The sequence below is a fragment of the Arthrobacter sp. 01T419 genome (genome assembly GCF_056398865.1).
The window spans coordinates 192,759-207,484 of record NZ_JBFTQF010000005.1; the positions used below are offsets into that span (position 1 = coordinate 192,759).

The window sequence follows — 14,726 nt, forward strand, 5'->3', positions numbered from 1 at the left end:
GGGTTTGTGCCTTAGCTTTCGAGCGCGCTGGCCTGGCCGGCCAGCGCGGCGACGATTTCCTGGAGCTGGGCAACGCCGGCTCCACGATCCGTGAGGTGCAGCCGCAGGACCGGGCGGCCGTGGTTCTCCAGAACCTGGGCATCGCCGGCCGCCTGGGCCGCGATCAGCTGACCGAAAGTAAACGGCCGCTCCGGAATGGCGATGTCGCCGGTCGCAGAAGCCGTCACCTGTAGGAATGAACCGATGGCCGGTCCGCCTTTGTGGAACTGTCCGGTGGAGTGCAGGAAGCGCGGACCCCAGCCAAAAGTGACCGGACGGCCGCTCACACCGGCGAGCTCATCGCGGATGCCTTCGAGCTGCGCGAAAGCGATCCGGTCGAAGTATGCCTGGACGCTCAGGTAGCCGTCCGTGCCGAGTTCGGCAAGCAGGGCCTTGACGGCGTCCGCAGCTGTTGCCGCGTCGCCGAGCCAGGCACCCCCGCGAACCTCGATGGCGCCGTCGACGAAGCTTGCCGGCGTCGGTTCGGGACGCGCGTCTAAGAGGCCCCGCGCGGCAATCTTGGCTGCCTCGACGTCGGGCTGGTCAAAGGGGTTGATGCCCAGCAGGCGCCCGGCGACGGCGGTGGCAAACTCCCAGACGAACATCTGGGTGGCTAGGCCACCGGCGATAGCCGCTTCGTTGTCACCGAGTTCGACGTCGGAGTCCGCACCCACGAGGCGGATCACCAGAACGTCCTCCGCGCCGCTGCTGACCTCGGGAGCGGAAGGCCCGGCGACAACCGGCAGGACGCCCGTGCCGAGCTTACCGGTGGACTCGGCGATGAGCTGCTCGGCCCAATCGGCGAAGCCAACGATTCCCGAACCGTCTTCGACAATGACGATCTTGTTGCGCAACGGAGTGGTTCCGCCAAGCGCAACACCAAGCCTGAGCCCGATGTTTTCCGGGGAGTCCTCGTTCAAGATCTCTGCCGCTTCCTCGGCCTCGTCCAGGAATGCCTGGATGTCGACTCCGGCGAGTCCGCTGGGCACGAGGCCGAAAGCCGTCAGCGCCGAAAAGCGGCCGCCCACGTTCGGGTCGGCGTTGAAGACTGCTCGGTAGCCGGCTTCACGGGAGGCCTTGTCCAGCGGAGAACCAGGATCGGTCACGATGATGATGCGGCTCTTGGCATCGATGCCGGCCTCGGTGAAGGCCTGCTCGAATACCCGTCGCTGGGAGTCGGTTTCCACAGTGGAACCGGACTTGGAAGAGACCACGATGGCGGTCTCGGCGAGGCGGTCTGCGAGGGCAGCACCGACCTGTTCGGGGTCGGTGCTGTCCAGTACAGTCAGCTCGACGCCAGCGGTGCCGGCAATGACCTCGGGGGCAAGCGAGGAGCCGCCCATGCCACACAGGACAATGCGGGAGACGCCTTCGGCCTTGAGGGCATCCCGGAGTTCCAGGATTCCTTCGACCAAGGGCTGGGAAACGGTTGCCGCCTCCACCCATCCGAGACGGATGGCGGACTCGGATTCGGCATCCGGGCCCCACAAGGTGTGGTCCTTCGCGAAAATCCTGGTGGCAATCCGGTCTTCAACAAGTGCCGGGATGTGCTGCTCGATGGCCTGCTGCGCAGCACCGCTGGCGTCGTAGCTGAGAGTGCTCATGTGGGTTAGGAAGCCTTCCGTGCAGAGGCGAGGGCACCTTCGACGTCGGCCAGAAGTTCCTTCCAGCTGGCCACGAACTTGTCCAGGCCCTCGGATTCGAGGATTGCGACGACGTCGTTGTAGGAGATGCCCAGGCCCTCGAGTGCGTTGAGGACGTTGTTTGCTTCCTCGTAGGTGCCGGAGACGGTGTCACCCGTGACCACGCCGTGGTCGAACGTGGCGTCGAGGGTCTTTTCCGGCATGGTGTTGACGACGCCTGCGGCGACCAGTTCGGTCACGTAGAGCGTGTCGGGGTAGGCCGGGTCCTTGACGCCGGTGGAGGCCCACAGCGGACGCTGCGGTAGCGCGCCGGCCTCCGCCAAGACGGCCCAGCGTTCGGTGGAGAATAGCTCCTCGTAGACCTGGTAGGCGAGGCGGGCGTTGGCAACGCCTGCCTTGCCTTTGAGGGCCTTGGCTTCATCGGTGCCCAGGGCATCGAGGCGCTTGTCGATCTCAGTGTCGACGCGGGAGACGAAGAAGGAAGCCACCGAGTGGATCTTGGAGAGGTCGTGGCCGTTCTCCTTGGCCAGTTCAAGGCCGGACTGGAAGGCGTTGATGACGGCGCGGTAGCGCTCCAAGGAGAAGATCAGGGTCACGTTGACGCTGATGCCCTCGGCCAGGGTTGCCGTGATGGCCCCGAGGCCTTCAAGAGTTGCCGGGATCTTGATGTGGACGTTGTCCTTGTTGACCTTCTTGTAGAGGTGCTTTGCCTCGGCAATGGTGCCTTCGGTGTCCCAAGCCAGGCGGGGGTCCACCTCGATGGAGACACGGCCGTCAACGCCCTTGCTGGCTGCGGCGACCGGGGCGAAAAGGTCGCAAGCATCGGCGACGTCGCGGGTGGTGATCTCGAAGACCGTCTCTTCGACGGTGGCGCCCTTGGCGGCCTCTTCGGCAATCACGGCGTCGTAGTCGCTACCGGAGGTGATGGCGGCGTGGAAGATCGACGGGTTGGTGGTGACACCAACGACGTTCTTCTCTTCGATGAGCTTCTGCAGGCTGCCGCTGGACAGGCGTTCCCGGGAAAGGTCGTCAAGCCAGATGGACACGCCGGCGTCGGAGAGCTGCTGGGTGGGAGTCGTAGTCATTTCTTTAATCTCCTTGGAAATCTGTTCGTTGCAGTCGGATTCGTCTCAGGTGGGTTTCAGCTACCGAGACCCGCTAGGGAGTCCTTGGCGGCGGCGGCGACTGCTTCTGCCGTGATGCCGAACTCCTTGAAGAGGCGCTTGTAGTCTGCCGAGGCGCCGAAGTGCTCGAGGCTAATGGAACGGCCGGCATCGCCGACGAATTCCTTCCAACCCAGGGCCAGGCCTGCTTCGACCGAGACACGGGCCTTGACGGCGGCCGGAAGCACGGACTCACGGTATGCGGCGTCCTGCTTGTTGAACCACTCGATGCACGGCATGGAGACAACGCGCGTGGCGATGCCTTCGGCTTGGAGCGCTTCGCGGGCGTTCACTGCGAGCTGGACCTCGGAACCGGTGCCGATCAGGATGACGTCGGCCGGGGCCGTGGCACCGTCCTTCGAAGCCTCTGCCAGGACGTAGCCGCCCTTCGCGACGCCAGCGGTGGAGCCGAAGGTGTCACCCTCGGCAGCGCCTTCGCCGCGTGCGTAGGTCGGGATGTTCTGGCGGGTAAGCACGATGCCTGCCGGGTTCTCGTGGTTTTCGAGCATGGCCTTCCATGCTGCGGCAACCTCGTTGGCATCGCCGGGACGGACCACGTCCAAGCCCGGAATGGCGCGAAGGGTGGACAGCTGTTCCACCGGCTGGTGGGTGGGGCCGTCTTCCCCGAGACCGATGGAGTCGTGGGTCCAGACGTACAGCGACGGAACGCCCATGAGGGCGCCAAGGCGGATCGCGGGGCGCTGGTAGTCACTGAAGATCAGGAAGGTACCGGAGAACGCCCGGGTCCGGCCGTGCAGCGAGATGCCGTTCACGATCGATGCGGCGGCGTGCTCGCGGATGCCGAAGTGCAGGACCCGGCCGTACGGGTTGCCCTTCCAAGCGCCAGTGGAGCGCGAGGCCGGAATGAACGACGGCGAACCCTCGATGGTGGTGTTGTTGGACTCGGCAAGGTCGGCCGAGCCGCCCCACAGTTCCGGAAGGACCGGGCCGATCGCGTTCAGGACCTTGCCGGAGGCGGCACGGGTGGAAACTTCCTTGCCTGCTTCGAACACCGGCAGCGCGGCGTCGAGCTCGACCGGAAGCTTCTTGGCCTCGATGCGCTCAAGTAACGCAGCGCCCTCCGGGTTGGCGGTCTGCCACGCCTCGAAGGATGCCTGCCAGTCGCTGCGCTCGGCTGCGCCGCGTTCGACGACGGCCCGGGCATGTGCCAGGACGTCCTCGTCAACCTGGAAGGAACGCTCGGGGTCGAAGCCCAGGACCCCCTTGAGTGCTGCGACTTCTTCGGCGCCGAGTGCGGAACCGTGGATCTTGCCGGTGTTCTGTTTCTTGGGAGCCGGGTAGCCGATGATGGTGCGCAGGGAGATGATGGACGGCTTGGAGGTCTCGGCCTTCGCGGCCAGCAGTGCCGAATACAGCTCCTGGACGTCTTCGACGTATTCGCCGGTCTTGGTCCAGTCCACGCGCTGGGTGTGCCAGCCGTAGGCCTCGTAGCGCTTGAGCACGTCTTCGGTGAACGCGACGTCGGTGTCGTCCTCGATGGAGATGTGGTTCTCGTCGTAGATCACCACGAGGTTGCCCAGTTCCTGGTGCCCGGCCAGGGAAGAAGCTTCCGAGGTGACGCCTTCCTGGAGGTCGCCGTCGGAGGCAATGACCCAGATGGTGTGGTCGAACGGGCTCTCGCCGGCGGGAGCATCGGCGTCGAACAGGCCGCGCTGGCGGCGCTGCGAGTACGCGAACCCGACCGAGGAGGCCAGGCCCTGGCCCAGCGGACCCGTGGTGATTTCGACACCGGCAGTGTGCTTGTATTCGGGGTGGCCTGGGGTCAGCGATCCCCAGGTGCGCAGGGCCTCAAGGTCCTTCAGCTCCAGGCCGTACCCGGAAAGGAACAACTGGATGTACAGGGTCAGCGATGTGTGCCCGGGAGACAGGATGAAACGGTCGCGGCCGATCCAGTCCGGGTGCTTCGGGTCGTGGCGCATCAGCTTCTGGAAGAGAAGGTATGCGGCGGGTGCAAGGCTCATGGCCGTGCCGGGGTGACCGTTGCCGACCTTCTCGACGGCGTCAGCGGCCAAAACGCGGATGGTGTCCACGGCGCGCTGGTCCAGGCTGGTCCAAGTCAGTTCTTGCTCTTCCAAATGTGGCACGTAAACCGAGCCCCTCTCTGTGCTGACGGCGGGTGACGGCACATGGCAAGCCTCGGGCACAGGATGGCGCCCGCTGCGAAGTGTCTACCAGCCGTTCACCATTGAAACGTTGATCTATCATCCAGACATGCAAATCTGAGAATACGCTTTCTCGGAAACCTGCGTGAGCTGATCTGCAGACAGCTTAGCCCGGTTCCGGGCCCCAAACGGTGGGAATCTCAAAAAATGGACGCAAATTCCGTTTTATGAATCACCGCGACGTCAAAGTGCCGGTGAACTTTCGGAAACAAGCGAAAGTTCCGGGTGCCGTGGCGTCGGACGGGCCACGGTATGATATTTGGAGGCCACCAGCGGTGAGTGCGCCTTTCATCCAAAGCGCGGATCCAAAGCACGGACTGAATCCACGCTTCACCCTGCGCCCCTGATTTTGAGGTGCCGGATGAACCGGGCGCCGCCGCTGCGAGAACACCAGAGCAAAGAACAGAGTGACTGCCAACGTGAGCACAACAGATACGCCCGTCAACGCCTCCCCGGCTGTGGGGAAGAGCGGAATGTCCCGTAAGTTCAAGGCGTATCTGGCACTGACCAAACCCCGCGTGATCGAGTTGCTGCTGGTCAGCACCCTGCCCACCATGATCTTCGCGCAGCGGGGCTTTCCCTCCGTCGGCTTGATTCTGGCCACGTTGGTGGGCGGCGCCTTCGCAGCCGGCAGCGCAGGGGTCTTCAACTGTTACATCGACCGTGACATCGACAAGCTGATGCACCGGACCGAAAAGCGGCCCCTCGTGACAGGCGAAGTCACCCCCCGCGAAGCACTCGTCTTCGCTTGGATCCTTGGGGCTGCCTCCATCGCCATTCTGTGGCTTGGGGCAAATCCGCTTTCGGCATGGCTTGGCCTCGGTGCGATTGTTTTCTACGTTGTCATCTACACCATGATCCTCAAACGCCGTACGGCTCAGAACATCGTGTGGGGCGGTGCGGCCGGCTGCTTCCCGGTGCTGATCGCCTGGGCGGCGGTGACAAACACTGTTGAGTGGCCCGCCGTCGTGCTCTTCATGGTGATCTTCCTGTGGACTCCTCCGCACTACTGGCCGCTGTCCATGCGCTACGGCGAGGACTACCGCAACGCCAACGTCCCCATGCTGGGTGCCATTGCCGGTGCCAAGGTGGTTTCTGTCCAAGTGGTGCTGTACGCCTGGGCCATGGTTGTGTGCTCGCTGCTTTTGGTGCCGGTGGGCGGAGCAGGTTGGGTGTACACCGTCGCCGCCGTCCTCGCGGGCGCCTGGTTCCTGTATGAATCCCACGCCCTCTACAACCGGGCACAGGGCGGCGACGTCTCGAACAAGGGAGCCATGAAGGTCTTCCACGGCTCCATCAGCTACCTGACGCTTCTCTTCATTGCCCTCGCGGTGGATCCGTTCATCGGTTCCCCGATCATCGGCGGCTAGATCGTCGGCGACTGACGCCCCCGTCACCGTGGGACGCTCGCTCGCGTATGTGGCCCATATGACAAACCCTCCCTCACGTATGTACCAGTCCGACTTCCGGGGACCAGTTCAGTGCGTAGGGGAGGGTTTTCGTCTTGTCGGATCTGATCGAGCGTTTTGGTTTGCGGCGTGATATCCGCGCGAGCGTTTGGGTTTGGGGACCTATACCTGATGGAGGGTCGGGGGTAAACGCTTGATATGTGAGCGAGCGTGGGGCTGGGGACTGGGGCCGGGGCTTGGGAACGGACGCGCTAGGCTTTCGGGCTGAAGCGCGCCACATCTGCCGCGTTGGTCGCGGCACTCATAAGTAAGGCCGCTCCCAGCATGTGCGCTCCGACCAGGAGGGCGGGAATGCCGTTGTAGTACTGCGTGAAGCCAATGATGGCCTGGAGGACCGTCACGGCGAGCAGCAACAGCGCCGCGGCGCGGAAGGGGCCAATGATTCCCTTCCGCAGGACGAAGTAGACGGCGAACAGGGCACCCGCCGTGATGAGGTACGCCGGCACTGCGTGGATGTGGGAGAAAAGGTCCCAGTCGAGGTCGTTACGGGGGGCGTTGGCGTCTCCGGCGTGCGGTCCGGCGCCAGTCACCACGACGCCCAAGCACACGGCAACCGCCGAGAAGAACGCGACGGCGGTCATGACGGGGCCCATGGCGCCCGGGATCGGTGCCAACGGCCGTTTCATGAAGCGGCCGGTCCGGCCATAGGCGCGGTTGACCAGGAGCGTGGAGAAGACGACCAAGGCCATAGAAACCAGGAAGTGCAGTCCGACAACCCAGGGGTTCAGGTTGGACAGTACGGTGATGCCGCCGATGATGGCCTGTGCCGGGATGCTGGCGAGCAGACCCACTGCCAAGAGGAAAAGGTCGCGACGTTCCTTACGGAGGTTCCACAAATACACCAGCATCAGGACGGCGATGGCCGCCAAGGCGAATGTCAGCATGCGGTTGCCGAATTCGATGAAGCCGTGGATGCCCATCTCCGGAGTGTTCACGAGGGAACCGCTGGTGCAGCGCGGCCATGTCGGGCAGCCGAGCCCTGAGGATGTCAGCCGTACCGCGCCGCCGGTAACCACCAGGACCGTCTGGCCGATCAGGGACAGCATTGCCAGCCTGCGGATGGTGCTGTTCACTTCCGTAGGCAGCTTGGCTGCTATCTGCTGGATGGACTTCGGGAGGCGGGAAGCCGTGCTCACAGTGTTCTCAATTCTCGGTTCTCAATTTGGGCTGACGGTTCGGTGCCGGACGCTTAGTTCCACTTGAACCAGCGAACCGCGGCGGCGCCGGGAACAACCGTCCACAGCAGCAGCACAAGAACGTAGGGCAAGGAAACATTTCCATGGAGGAAAGCATCCCTGAGTGACTGCCCCAGGGCTCCCGAGGGCAGGAAGTGCACGATGTTCTGTGCCAGGTCCGGCAAGCGCTCGGCGGGAACCACGATTCCGCCGAGGGCGCCCAGCAGAATCCAGAGCAGGTTGGTGATGGCGAGTGTTGCCTCCGGCCGCACGGTACCGGCAACCAGGAGCCCGAGCGCAGTGAAGGCTGCAGCGCCGAGGACCAGCAGCCCCAGGCCGGGAAGCCAACCTTCGGGACGTGGCTGCCAGCCCAGCAAAGCCGCCACGGCGCCGATCACCAGGACCTGGAGAACCAGGACGGCCAAGACGGCGATGATCTTGCCGGCGATGAGGCCGGTCCGGCCCAGGGGAGTGGTCGAGAGGAAGCGGAGCACGCCGTAGCGGCGGTCGAAGCCTGTGGCGATGCCCTGGCCGGTGAATGCCGTGGACATGGCACACAGTGCGAGAACGCCCGGGGTTGCGATGTCCACCCGATTGGCGCCCAGGCCATCGAGCAGCGGTGTGACGGTGAGTCCCACCAAGGCCAGCAAGGGCATGATCACCGCGAGGATCAGCTGCTCGCCGTTCCGGATCATGGTTAAGGTCTCGTAGCGGCCCTGCAACAGGATCCTGCGCATCAAGGGCGCGGGTCCGGCGTGGGGTGTGCTGAGGGCGGGGGCTGCGTTGGTCATCGGATGTCCCTTCCGGAAATGTCCAGGAAAACGTCTTCCAAGCTGCGCGCCTCCAAGCGGAGGGACGCCGGCATGATGCCCTTCTCGGCCCACCAGGCCGTGAGTTTCGCCAAGTGTTGAGGTGTGAGGGTTCCCGCAACGGAGTAACTGCCTGCCCGCGTCTCGGTGATGGTCAGTTCGTCACCGATGGCCGCAGCGATGTCGAGACCGGCGGGAGCATCAAAGAAAAGGGTGCGTTCGGTAACCCCGTCCATGGTCTCGTGGCCGTGGCTCAGCAAGTCGGCGACCGTTCCCTCTGCGACGTTGCGTCCGGCGTCGATGATGTACACGTAGTCTGCAAGCCTCTGGGCATCGTCCATGAGGTGCGTGGTCAGGATGATGCCCATGCCTGCATCCCGCAGTTCGGCGATCAGCTCGAAGACGATCTGGCGGGACTGGGGATCCAAGCCCGCGCTGGGCTCGTCGAGGAAAAGGACTTCGGGATTACCGATCAGGGCCGCGGCAAGCGACAGCCGTTGCTTCTGCCCTCCGGACAACCGGCGGACGCCGGTGCGGCTGAAGGTATCGATGCCCAGCCGTTCCACGAGGCCGTCCAAGGGCAAGGGGCTTTGGTACATGCCCGCAATGTGCCGAAGCAAGGGGATCGGGCGGGCCGACGGCGGCAGGCCCCCATCCTGTAACATCACACCGACGCGCGAGCGAAGGTTCGCTCCGGCCGTGTCAGGGTCCTCGCCAAGCAGCTCGATACGGCCGCCGGTACGCTTTTGAAGGCCCTGCGCGCATTCGAGGGTGGTTGTTTTGCCTGCGCCATTGGCACCCAACAACGCAGTGATCTGGCCACGTTCTGCAAACATTGACAGTCCGCTGACCACCCGGAGCATCTTGCCGTCAAGGGAAGCCAGCGGGCCGACGTCCTTGATGAGTCCATCGATGGTGAGGACAGGGGATTCGGGTGATCGCACCAAAGTATTCTACGTGAAGTAGTAAGGGTGCCGTGGGCGGGCGCCGCAGGCCAGCCTTGCCTTACTGGATGCATGGACTAAATTACGACATGATTGTGTTGTGTATTCCATGAGGAGTTCTGTTTCTGCGCCCGCAACGCGGCACCGCGCAGTCATGCCTGTGCCCGGCGGCCCCGCCGTGGGCGCGGCTGATGCGGAAGACCGCACCAGAGACCGTGTTCTCAACGCCGTGTTGGAGCACGGCCCCGTCAGCGCGGCCGAACTCGGTGACATGCTCGGCTTCACCCCTGCGGCCGTCCGCCGGCATCTCGACCACCTTCAGCGTGCCGGGGTCATCGAGGTGAAGCGCGTCGCGAAGGCAGGGGCCGGTGCGGGCCGTCCTGCCCGTCGCTACGTCCTCAGCTCCCAAGGCCAGTCGAAGCTCGGAGATGACTACCTCAACATTGCAAGTTCCGCGCTGCGGCGGCTGCGGGACCTTGCGGGCGAACAAGCAGTCAGGGACTATGCAGTAGAGCGCTTTGCCGAAATGGAGCAGCGCTACGCGCCGGAAGTGGACCTCGCTGGCTCGGACATCACTGCCCGGGCGATGGCACTGTCAAAGGCGCTGAGCCGCGATGGATATGTTGCTTCCGCAGCCTCCATCGAGACCAAAGCTCCGTTGCCGGCTTCCCTCTCCAGTGTCCAGTTGTGCCAGGGACACTGCCCCATCCAGCAACTTGCCGCCGAATTTCCCGTTTTTTGCGACACAGAGACCGAACTGTTTTCCCGTTTGGTCGGCGTCGATGTCCGCAGGCTCTCAACCCTCGCGCAGGGCGGCCACGTCTGCACCACCCACATTCCTACCGGCAGGCCAGCCGCCAAGGAAGCCCTCGGGTTTCCGAAGTTGCCAGCCTCGCCCCATGTCGAATCTAACAATCAGTAAGAAAGGCCGTGATGACGGGTCAATTAGCTGAAGGAACAGCAGAGAAAGCGCTAGCTGACGGTGCTGTGATCTCGGAGATTCTGGAGAAGAATCCCGAGCTGCACGGTATTGGCAACTATGAGTACGGATGGGCTGACAAGAACGACGTCGGCGCCAATGCGCGCCGTGGTCTCAACGAAGAGGTAGTCCGCGACATTTCGGCCAAGAAGAGCGAGCCGGAATGGATGCTGGACCTCCGCTTGAAGGGCTTGAAGTACTTCGACCGCAAGCCCATGCCCACATGGGGTGCGGACCTCTCGGGCATCGACTTCGACAACATCAAGTACTTCGTGCGCTCCACGGAGAAGCAGGCTGCCACGTGGGAAGACCTCCCCGAGGACATCCGCAACACCTATGAGAAGCTGGGCATCCCGGAAGCTGAGCGCAGCCGGCTCGTGTCCGGTGTGGCGGCGCAGTACGAATCCGAGGTGGTGTACCACCAGATTCGTGAGGACCTTGAGAAGCAGGGTGTCATCTTCCTGGACACCGATACTGCGCTTCGCGAGCACCCGGAGATCTTCCAGGAGTACTTCGGCACCATTATTCCGGTGGGCGACAACAAGTTCGCTTCCCTGAACACGGCCGTGTGGTCCGGCGGTTCCTTCGTGTACGTCCCCAAGGGCGTCCACGTGGACATTCCGTTGCAGGCCTACTTCCGCATCAACACGGAAAACATGGGCCAGTTCGAGCGCACCCTGATCATTGCGGACGAGGATTCCTATGTCCACTACATCGAAGGCTGCACCGCGCCGATCTACACCTCGGACTCGCTACACTCCGCCGTGGTGGAAATCATCGTGAAGAAGGGCGCCCGCGTCCGCTACACGACCATCCAGAACTGGTCCACCAACGTGTACAACCTGGTCACCAAGCGCGCCATCTGCGAAGAAGGCGCCACCATGGAATGGATCGATGGCAACATCGGCTCCAAGGTGACCATGAAGTACCCGGCTGTCTACCTGGTTGGCGAGCACGCCAAGGGTGAGACCCTGTCCATCGCCTTCGCAGGCGAAGGCCAGCACCAGGACACCGGTTCCAAGATGGTCCACATTGCTCCGAACACCAAGAGCTCCATCATCTCCAAGTCCGTGGCGCGCGGCGGCGGTCGTGCAGCCTACCGGGGCCTGGTCCAGGTCCGTGAAGGCGCCAAGCACTCCGCCAACACCGTGCGTTGTGACGCCTTGTTGGTAGACACCATTTCCCGTTCCGACACCTATCCCTACATCGACATCCGCGAGGATGACGTGGTGATGGGTCACGAGGCCACCGTTTCCCGAGTCAGTGAGGAGCAGCTCTTCTATCTGATGTCCCGCGGTATGCCCGAGGACGAGGCCATGGCCATGATCGTGCGCGGCTTCATTGAGCCGATTGCCCGTGAGTTGCCGATGGAATACGCCCTTGAACTCAACCGCCTGATTGAACTGCAGATGGAAGGATCCGTCGGTTAGCAATGACTGAAATCACTACTGAAAAGGCCCGCATTGGCGCGCCATCGGCACAGCCATTTATTGACGGCTTCACCGAAGAGGGCGAGAACCTCTCGCCGGTCAACACCGGAACCAACACTTCTACGACGTCGGAGCTGGCGCCGTCGGCAGGTCCGCTTGCCGGCGCCTCGGCCAAGAGCCACTCCCACGGTGGCGGGGTTGGAATTCCGGACAGCTCGCGCGCAGGTCGACTGACCTCGTACAAGCTGGCCGACTTCAAGCCCCTCACGGGGCTGGAAGAAGACTGGCGCTTCACCCCGCTCAAGCGGCTTCGCGGCCTTCACAACGAGGTCCTCTCCGGTTCGGCACCGTCCGTCGCCGTTACCGCCCCGGAGGGCGTCGTCGTCGAGACCGTGGGACGGGGCGACGTCCGCATCGGCTCCGCGGCCATCCCGGAGGACCGTGTGTCCGCCAACGCTTGGGAGAACTTTACTGAGGCCACCGTCATCACGGTGCCCGCCGAGCTCCAGCTCGACGGCGAAGTGTCCGTCCTGCTGACCGGCACCTCCACTGAAGCTTCCGCCCAGCACATCGTGATCGTGGCGGGCCGCTTCTCCAAGTCCCGGATCGTCCTGGATCACCAGGGCAGCGCGATCGTTTCGGAGAACGTCGAAATCCTCGTCGAAGACGGTGCCGAGCTGACGGTCATCTCGCTCCAGGAATGGAACGACGACGCCGTTCACGCCTCGTCGCAGCAGGCCAAGCTGGGCCGTGACGCCAAGTTCAAGCACATCGTGGTCAGCCTCGGTGGCGACGTCGTGCGCATGACTCCGTCCACCCGCTTCACGGCTCCCGGCGCGGAAGCCGAGATGTTCGGCCTGTACTTCGCCGACGCAGGCCAGCACCTTGAGCAGCGTTTGTTCGTTGACCACGCCGTAGCCAACTGCAAGTCCCGCGTGCTTTACAAGGGTGCCCTGCAGGGCCGCAACGCACACACCGTGTGGGTGGGCGACGTCCTGATCCGTAAGGAAGCAGAAGGCACCGATTCTTACGAGGCGAACCGTAACCTGGTCCTCACGGATGGTGCACGCGCGGACTCCGTCCCGAACTTGGAAATCGAAACCGGGCTGATCGAGGGTGCCGGCCACGCCAGCGCCACCGGCCGTTTCGACGACGAACACCTGTTCTACCTCATGGCGCGCGGCATCCCGGAAGACGTCGCCCGTCGTCTGGTGGTCCGCGGCTTCCTCAACGAGATCATCCAGCAGATTAAGGTGCCGGCCCTCGAAGAGCGCCTCACCGAAGCTGTTGAGCGCGAGCTCGCCGCGAGCGACAACTAATACAAGCCAAGCAGGGAAAACAGACTATGAGCGAACAGCCACAAGGCGAGCTGGTATGCAACGCCAACGAGATCCAGGTCAAGCAGGCGCTGCGCATCCTGATCGATGACTACCCCGTAGCCATCGTCAAGGACTCGATGGGACAGATCCACGCCATCGGCGACACCTGCTCGCATGCCGACATTTCGCTCGCCGAGGGTGAAATCGAAGGCTGCGCGATCGAATGCTGGGGCCACGGTTCCCAGTTCGATCTCCGCACCGGACAGCCCTTGCAGCTCCCTGCCTATGACCCCGTCCCCGTCTTCGCCGTCACCCTCGACGGTGACGACGTCTACGTGGACGTGACCAACGTTGTGAACGGCGCCTCAGTACAGAACTACTGAGCACCAAGTGCCTAAAGACTTACGAAAGAAAGAAGAGCATGTCTACTCTTGAGATCAAGGACCTGCACGTCAGCATCGAGACGGAGCAGGGCACCAAGGAGATCCTGAAGGGCGTCAGCCTGACCATCAAGACCGGCGAGACCCACGCAATCATGGGCCCCAACGGTTCGGGCAAGTCCACACTGGCGTCCACCATTGCCGGCCACCCGCGCTACAACGTCACGAGGGGTACCATCACGCTCGACGGCGAAGACGTCCTGGCCATGAGCGTTGACCAGCGCGCCCGTGCAGGCGTCTTCCTGGCCATGCAGTACCCCGTAGAGGTTCCGGGCGTCACCATGACCAACTTCCTGCGCACCGCCAAGACGGCAATCGACGGCGAAGCTCCCGCCCTCCGCACCTGGACCAAGGACGTCAAGGCGGCCATGCAGCAGCTGCGCATCGACGCCGACTTCGCGCAGCGCAACGTCAACGAGGGCTTCTCCGGCGGCGAGAAGAAGCGCGTGGAGATTCTCCAGCTCGAACTCTTCAAGCCCAAGTTCGCCGTGCTTGACGAGACCGATTCCGGCCTGGACGTCGATGCGCTCAAGGTCGTCTCCGAGGGCGTCAACCGCGCCCACGCTACGGGCAACATGGGTACCTTGCTCATCACCCATTACACCCGCATTCTGCGCTACATCAAGCCGGACTTCGTCCACGTGTTTGTTGATGGCCAGGTTGTCGAAGAGGGCGGCCCTGAACTGGCCGACCGCCTCGAAGAAGAAGGCTACGACCGTTACGCCACGGGCGCCGGCGCAGCAACCATTGCTGCTGCCGCAGCAGCACAGGCCTAGTTAGGACTCCCGCCATGACCGAAATCAACGCGGCTCGCACCAGCCTCGAGGACGTCGAGGAGGCGCTCAAGGATGTCATTGACCCGGAACTCGGTGTCAACGTGGTGGACCTTGGGCTGCTCTACGGTCTGAAGTACTCCGAAGAGGACGGCGCTCTGCTCATCGACATGACGTTGACGACGGCGGCCTGCCCGCTGACGGACGTCCTTGAAGAGCAGGTCGGCCAGTCGCTCGACGGCATCGTGGACGACTGGCGTCTCAACTGGGTATGGATGCCGCCATGGGGTCCCGAGCGGATCACCGACGACGGCAAAGACCAGATGCGGGCCCTCGGCTTCAACATCTAGCAACAACGAC

Annotated in this window: 13 protein-coding genes; 7 read left to right on the forward strand and 6 right to left on the reverse strand. The window is 63.4% G+C overall.

The features are described from left to right. Window positions 1-11 precede the first annotated feature (11 nt). The 3 genes from AC1DLO_RS09945 to tkt are packed head-to-tail and all read right to left on the reverse strand — an operon-like array spanning window position 12 to window position 4,941. Window positions 12-1,643, reverse strand: a complete 1,632-nt coding sequence (locus AC1DLO_RS09945; RefSeq protein WP_476889835.1) for a glucose-6-phosphate isomerase — start codon at window positions 1,641-1,643, stop codon at window positions 12-14. Window positions 1,644-1,648: 5 nt separating this feature from the next. Continuing rightward, the gene (gene tal, locus AC1DLO_RS09950; RefSeq protein WP_476889834.1) at window positions 1,649-2,767 is read right to left on the reverse strand and encodes a transaldolase; all 1,119 of its coding nucleotides are present in this window, start codon (window positions 2,765-2,767) and stop codon (window positions 1,649-1,651) included. A 56-nt stretch (window positions 2,768-2,823) separates the two neighbouring features. Further along, complete coding sequence (gene tkt / locus AC1DLO_RS09955; RefSeq protein WP_476889975.1) at window positions 2,824-4,941, reverse strand: transketolase; 2,118 nt, start codon at window positions 4,939-4,941, stop codon at window positions 2,824-2,826. A 494-nt stretch (window positions 4,942-5,435) separates the two neighbouring features. Here tkt and AC1DLO_RS09960 point away from each other — a divergent pair, with 494 nt between their 5' ends. After that, entirely contained in the window at window positions 5,436-6,398 is a 963-nt protein-coding gene (locus tag AC1DLO_RS09960; protein ID WP_476889833.1) for a heme o synthase, read from the forward strand. 290 nt (window positions 6,399-6,688) lie between these two features. Here AC1DLO_RS09960 and AC1DLO_RS09965 read toward each other — a convergent pair whose 3' ends face one another. Genes AC1DLO_RS09965 through AC1DLO_RS09975 form a run of 3 tightly spaced genes read right to left on the reverse strand, consistent with a single transcriptional unit; the run spans window position 6,689 to window position 9,425 of the window. Then, window positions 6,689-7,633 (reverse strand): COX15/CtaA family protein, encoded by a 945-nt coding sequence (locus AC1DLO_RS09965; protein WP_476889832.1) that lies wholly within the window; start codon window positions 7,631-7,633, stop codon window positions 6,689-6,691. A gap of 53 nt (window positions 7,634-7,686) precedes the next feature. Then, window positions 7,687-8,463 (reverse strand): ABC transporter permease, encoded by a 777-nt coding sequence (locus tag AC1DLO_RS09970; RefSeq protein WP_476889831.1) that lies wholly within the window; start codon window positions 8,461-8,463, stop codon window positions 7,687-7,689. Continuing rightward, the gene (locus tag AC1DLO_RS09975; RefSeq protein WP_476889830.1) at window positions 8,460-9,425 is read right to left on the reverse strand and encodes an ABC transporter ATP-binding protein; all 966 of its coding nucleotides are present in this window, start codon (window positions 9,423-9,425) and stop codon (window positions 8,460-8,462) included. Before AC1DLO_RS09975 ends, AC1DLO_RS09970 begins: the two co-directional genes overlap by 4 nt. Window positions 9,426-9,534: 109 nt before the next feature. Here AC1DLO_RS09975 and AC1DLO_RS09980 point away from each other — a divergent pair, with 109 nt between their 5' ends. The 6 genes from AC1DLO_RS09980 to AC1DLO_RS10005 are packed head-to-tail and all read left to right on the forward strand — an operon-like array spanning window position 9,535 to window position 14,716. Further along, window positions 9,535-10,347 carry a helix-turn-helix transcriptional regulator gene (locus AC1DLO_RS09980; RefSeq protein WP_476889829.1) on the forward strand — a complete coding sequence of 271 codons (813 nt, stop codon included), beginning with the start codon at window positions 9,535-9,537 and terminating at the stop codon, window positions 10,345-10,347. An 11-nt stretch (window positions 10,348-10,358) separates the two neighbouring features. After that, on the forward strand, window positions 10,359-11,834 hold the full coding sequence (gene sufB, locus AC1DLO_RS09985; RefSeq protein WP_476889828.1) for a Fe-S cluster assembly protein SufB: 1,476 nt from the start codon (window positions 10,359-10,361) through the stop codon (window positions 11,832-11,834). A gap of 2 nt (window positions 11,835-11,836) precedes the next feature. Then, the gene (gene sufD, locus AC1DLO_RS09990; protein ID WP_476889827.1) at window positions 11,837-13,153 is read left to right on the forward strand and encodes a Fe-S cluster assembly protein SufD; all 1,317 of its coding nucleotides are present in this window, start codon (window positions 11,837-11,839) and stop codon (window positions 13,151-13,153) included. A 26-nt stretch (window positions 13,154-13,179) separates the two neighbouring features. Beyond that, complete coding sequence (locus AC1DLO_RS09995; protein ID WP_184735328.1) at window positions 13,180-13,536, forward strand: non-heme iron oxygenase ferredoxin subunit; 357 nt, start codon at window positions 13,180-13,182, stop codon at window positions 13,534-13,536. Between the two features lie 38 nt (window positions 13,537-13,574). After that, window positions 13,575-14,369: a Fe-S cluster assembly ATPase SufC gene (gene sufC / locus AC1DLO_RS10000; protein ID WP_184735326.1), complete on the forward strand. Its 795-nt coding sequence runs from the start codon at window positions 13,575-13,577 to the stop codon at window positions 14,367-14,369. A 14-nt stretch (window positions 14,370-14,383) separates the two neighbouring features. Next, window positions 14,384-14,716, forward strand: a complete 333-nt coding sequence (locus AC1DLO_RS10005) for a metal-sulfur cluster assembly factor (RefSeq protein ID WP_059389266.1) — start codon at window positions 14,384-14,386, stop codon at window positions 14,714-14,716. The last annotated feature ends 10 nt before the right edge of the window (window positions 14,717-14,726 follow it).